Source organism: uncultured Caballeronia sp. (genome assembly GCF_964243625.1).
Lineage (GTDB): Bacteria > Pseudomonadota > Gammaproteobacteria > Burkholderiales > Burkholderiaceae > Caballeronia.
In genome coordinates this window covers 1-4,683 of sequence record NZ_CAXTGZ010000478.1, presented here as the reverse complement: position 1 = coordinate 4,683, position 4,683 = coordinate 1, and the positions used below count along the sequence as shown (strand labels likewise).

Sequence of the window (4,683 nt, the reverse complement as noted above, 5' to 3'; positions counted from 1 at the left end):
GCTTATTCAACCCGACATGGTCAAATAGCATTTCGGCCAATTCGGCTTTTGTCAGCGTAGGCGTTTCTGCCGTTGCCGCACCGTTCGAAGTGGGAACATCTCGGATCATGGCGCTGCGTTGCGCCGAAAGAAGGGCTTCGAAATCACTCGAGTTCATTTGGTTCATATCGAAAAAATGGCGTGACGATGAAGACGGAGGGGGCCAGCTACTGGCTATCCGCGCAATCGCGCGCCATGTACTCGAGTCAAGCGTTCCACCAATGTTTTGATGGCCGTATCGACCGTTTCGTCCTGAAGCGTCCCGCCAGTATCTTGCAACGTTACACGGAAGGCAAGGCTTTTCTCATGCTCACCCAACCCACCGGAAGTGCTTGATTTTGGACGGAATTCATCGAATAAAGCAAGCTTCGTGATGTACTTGCAGGCGGGCTCCGAACGAGCGCTTTCGAGCTCGTCGAGGAGCGCCTGAACCTCCACTTTCTGGTCAACGACAACCGCGATATCACGGCGGACCGGCGGAAATTTTGTTACGTCGGCGGGCACCGGCAGCGCACGCTGCATCAATGCTTCAGCTTCAATTTCGAACAACACCGGCGCGTGCGGCAAGTCGTACTTTTGCATCCAGCGCGGATGCAGGTCGCCGACCCAGCCCACCGCGCGGCCGTCGATCTCGATGCGGGCACTGCGCCCCGGATGCAGCGCCGGATGTTCCGCCTTCACGAAACGCGGCGTTACCGGCGCAAACAAGGCCTCGACGTCGCCTTTAACATCGAAGAAATCAACGGCGCGCGACGGCGCGCCCCATTGTTCTTCGAGCGCCGGGCCGTAAGCCAGGCCACCGATCATCTTCGGTTGAGCGAATCCTTCAACCGCCAGCTCGCCAGCCTTGATCGACGGGTCGTGCAGGAAAACGCGGCCGGCTTCGAACACACGAATCCGGTCCGCGCGACGGTTCAGGTTGTAGCGCAAGACACTGATCAGGCTGCCGAACAGCGTGGTCCGCATCACCGAGAGCTGGCTTGCAATCGGATTGAGCAATTTCACCGGGCTCGCATTTCCGGCGAAATCGGCTTCCCATTCGGCATCTACGAAACTGAAGTTCACCGTTTCCGCATAATCGCGCGCGGCCACAGCATGACGCAGCACGTGAATGGACCGCTTGGTCTCGTTCGTCGGCCGCATTTCGCTAATCGCAACAGGCGGACGCGCCGGAATCTTCTCGAAACCGTAAATGCGCGCGACTTCTTCAATCAGGTCTTCTTCAATCTCGATATCGAATCGATACGGCGGCGGCGTCACCGCAAAGACATCGCCGTCGTGCGTGAATTCCAGGCCGAGCCGCGTGAAGATTTGCGCGATCTCTTCAGCACTGATCTTCACGCCGATAATCCGGTTCGCGCGCGTGACACGCATGTTCACCGGCTCACGTTTGGGCACGTCGAGCGTCTGGTCATCGACTGGACCGGCGTTGCCGCCGCAGATATCGAGAATCAGGCGCGTAATACGTTCGATATGTTCAACCGTGGTTGAAAAATCCACGCCGCGTTCGAACCGATGCGCCGCATCCGTCGAAAAGTTGTACTTGCGCGCGCGGCCGCGAATGCTGTCCGGCCACCAGAACGCGGCTTCCAGATAGATGTTCGTGGTATCGAGCGACACGGCCGTGCTGTCACCGCCCATGATTCCGGCGAGGCTTTCGACTTGCTGGGCATCCGAGATCACGCCGACGGACTCATCCAGTTCAACCGTGTTGCCGTTGAGCAGTTTGAGCGTCTCGCCCTTCTTGCCCCAGCGCACTTCGATTCCGCCGTGGATCTTGTCCAGGTCGAACACATGCGACGGACGGCCGAGTTCGAACATGACGTAATTGGAGATATCGACGAGCGCGGAAATGCTGCGCTGTCCCGAGCGTTCGAGGCGTTCAATCATCCAGGCCGGCGTTTTAGCGTGCGCGTTTACACCGCGGATCACGCGGCCGGAGAAACGCCCGCACAGGTCCGGCGCCGACACTTTGACCGGGAGGATTTCATCGAGGGTCGCCGTCACCGGCTTGATATCAAGCGCGTGCAGTGGCGCACCCGTGATCGCAGCAGTTTCGCGCGCCACACCAAACACCGACAAACAATCAGCCTTGTTCGGCGTGAGCTTGATTTCGAAGACGGTGTCATCGAGATTCAGCGTCTTGCGGATGTCCTCGCCAATTGGCGTCTCGGCGGACAGGATCATCAAGCCGCTATGATCTTCCGACAATTTCAGTTCACGCGCCGAGCACAGCATGCCCTGGCTTTCCACGCCACGCAACTTGGACAGCTTGATCGCGAAAGGCGCACCACCGGCTTCAGCCGGCGGCAATTCCGCGCCGACCAGGGCAACGGGCACCTTGATGCCCGGCGCCACATTCGGCGCGCCGCAAACAATGGTCAGGGTCTCGCCTGTACCGGCATCGACCTGACAAACATTGAGCTTGTCAGCATTGGGGTGCTTCGCCACTTCCAGCACTTGCCCGACAACGATCTTCGTAGTCGGCGGCGCGACCGGCGCGAGCCCCTCAACTTCGAGACCCGCCATGGTGAGCGCGTGCGAGAGTTCGTCGGTCGACAGCTTCGGATCGACGAAAGTTCTAAGCCAGGATTCCGGGAATTGCATGTGTGTCTAGTTCGAAATGAGGTGTGTCTGCGTCTGGACGACGGCCTGTTGCAACATGCTCCAAGACAGATTTCTCAGGCAAATTGCTCAAGGAAACGCAGATCGTTTTCGAAGAAAAGGCGCAGATCCTGCACGCCGTAGCGCAGCATGGTCAGGCGTTCGAGACCGCTGCCGAACGCAAAGCCGATATACCGTTCCGGATCGAGTCCCATGTTGCGGATCACGTTGGGATGCACCTGGCCCGAGCCGGAGATCTCCAGCCATTTACCTGCGTTCTTGCCATGCTCGAACATCATGTCGATCTCGGCGGACGGCTCGGTGAACGGGAAATACGACGGCCGGAAGCGCACGAGAATGTCATCGCGCTCAAAGAATTTCTTCAGGAAGTCCGAGTACACGCCTTTCAGGTCGGCAAAGCTGATGTTCTCTTCAATCCACAGGCCTTCGACCTGGTTGAACATGGGCGAATGCGTGGCGTCGCTATCCACACGATACGTCCGGCCCGGCACGATCACCTTGATCGGCGGCTTGTTCATGCGCGCGTAGCGCACCTGCATTGGACTCGTATGCGTGCGCAGCAGCAGTTGCCGCCCGTCGGCATCTTTCCCGTCGATATAAAACGTATCCTGCATCGAACGCGCCGGATGATTTTCCGGGCTGTTCAACGCAGTGAAGTTGTACCAGTCCGTCTCGATTTCCGGGCCGTCGGCCACATCGAAACCAATCGTGCTGAAAATCTGCTCAACGCGTTCCCACGTGCGCATGACCGGATGCAGGCTTCCGGCGCCAGGCCCACGGCCGGGCAACGTGACATCGATCGATTCCGATGCAAGCCGCTGGTTCAGCAACACGTCCGCCAGCGCCTGACGGCGCGCGTTCAGCGCTGCTTCCACTTGCTGCTTGACCGCATTGATGCGCGCACCCTCGGTCTTTCGGGTATCGGGATCGAGCTTGCCCAAGCCCTTCAGCAGATCCGTGAGTACCCCGGACTTGCCGAGAAAGCGGGCCTTTTCATTTTCGAGCGTGACCGCGTCTGCGGCGTGTTCGAAGGCATTTCGCGCGTCGGCGACAATCTGGTCCAGATCCATTGATCCCATCATTTCATCGTCAAAATTCTTCTGATCGTTCCCGGGCCACTTTTCAACCCGGCTTCACCAACAAAAACGGGGCTCTTGTCGAGCCCCGTTTTCTGTTGAACCACTGTCCTTGATCACAGCCGGACAACGCTCCAACGAACCACGCAGTACCAATCTCGCCAATAAGCTCGATCAGGCTGCAACGGCGGCTTTTACCTGCTTGACGATCGCAGCAAAAGCAGCCTTGTCGAACACAGCCATGTCGGCCAGCACCTTGCGGTCGAGTTCGATCGAAGCCTTCTTCAGGCCATTGATGAACACGCTGTACGTCATGTCATGCTGACGCACCGCAGCGTTGATACGCGTGATCCACAAAGCACGGAACACACGCTTCTTGTTGCGGCGATCGCGATAGGCATATTGCCCTGCGCGCATGACCGCCTGCTTGGCGATGCGATAGACGTTATTGCGACGACCGCGGTAACCCTTGGCCAGCTTGATGATCTTCTTGTGACGGGCCCGTGCGGTAACCCCACGTTTGACTCTAGGCATAGTGCGCTCCTGTGAGTGTCAGTTAAGGGTTAAGCGAACGGCAACATTGCGCGCACAGAATTCATGTCAGATGCATGAACTTCCGTGGAGCCGCGCAGATGGCGTTTTACCTTGGTGGTCTTCTTGGTAAGAATGTGACGCTTGAAGGCTTGACCACGCTTGATGGTACCGCCCGGACGCACCACGAAGCGCTTTGCAGCACTCTTCTTGGTCTTCATCTTCGGCATGAACTACTCCAGTTTATTAGATGGATATGGGTGTGCGGTCGATCCAATCGATCCTGACCCGCCCTTCGAAACCCACATACCACTTATGAGCGGCAGGCTTTTGACAGCCACCGCTTTTTCATGAGCGCCGCCATTATCCGGCAACGCCCTGAAACTTGCTCATTCGGTGCCGCGCAGACCTT

General features: G+C 58.0%; 4 protein-coding genes and 1 pseudogene. All 5 read right to left on the bottom strand.

The window, feature by feature from the left end; translation table 11 throughout:
- Nucleotides 1–166: pseudogene (locus ACFFAR_RS25135) on the bottom strand (integration host factor subunit alpha); the annotation flags it as partial.
- 47 nt (nt 167–213) lie between these two features.
- Nucleotides 214–2,646, bottom strand: coding sequence for a phenylalanine--tRNA ligase subunit beta (gene pheT / locus ACFFAR_RS25130; protein WP_375508653.1), 2,433 nt, complete (start codon nt 2,644–2,646; stop codon nt 214–216).
- Nucleotides 2,647–2,720: 74 nt separating this feature from the next.
- The gene (pheS, locus tag ACFFAR_RS25125) at nt 2,721–3,734 is read right to left on the bottom strand and encodes a phenylalanine--tRNA ligase subunit alpha (protein ID WP_062170089.1); all 1,014 of its coding nucleotides are present in this window, start codon (nt 3,732–3,734) and stop codon (nt 2,721–2,723) included.
- A 180-nt stretch (nt 3,735–3,914) separates the two neighbouring features.
- A complete protein-coding gene (gene rplT, locus ACFFAR_RS25120; protein WP_007585475.1) occupies nt 3,915–4,274 on the bottom strand; it encodes a 50S ribosomal protein L20 in 360 nt (119 codons plus the stop codon).
- Between the two features lie 29 nt (nt 4,275–4,303).
- A complete protein-coding gene (gene rpmI / locus ACFFAR_RS25115; RefSeq protein ID WP_031359004.1) occupies nt 4,304–4,501 on the bottom strand; it encodes a 50S ribosomal protein L35 in 198 nt (65 codons plus the stop codon).
- Between the last annotated feature and the right edge of the window lie 182 nt (nt 4,502–4,683).

Coding starts and splice junctions, on each gene's coding strand:
- rplT (WP_007585475.1), bottom strand. CDS start 4,274: ATGCCTAGAGTCAAACGTGGGGTTACCGCACGGGCCCGTCACAAGAAG.
- pheT (WP_375508653.1), bottom strand. CDS start 2,646: ATGCAATTCCCGGAATCCTGGCTTAGAACTTTCGTCGATCCGAAGCTG.
- rpmI (WP_031359004.1), bottom strand. CDS start 4,501: ATGCCGAAGATGAAGACCAAGAAGAGTGCTGCAAAGCGCTTCGTGGTG.
- pheS (WP_062170089.1), bottom strand. CDS start 3,734: ATGGATCTGGACCAGATTGTCGCCGACGCGCGAAATGCCTTCGAACAC.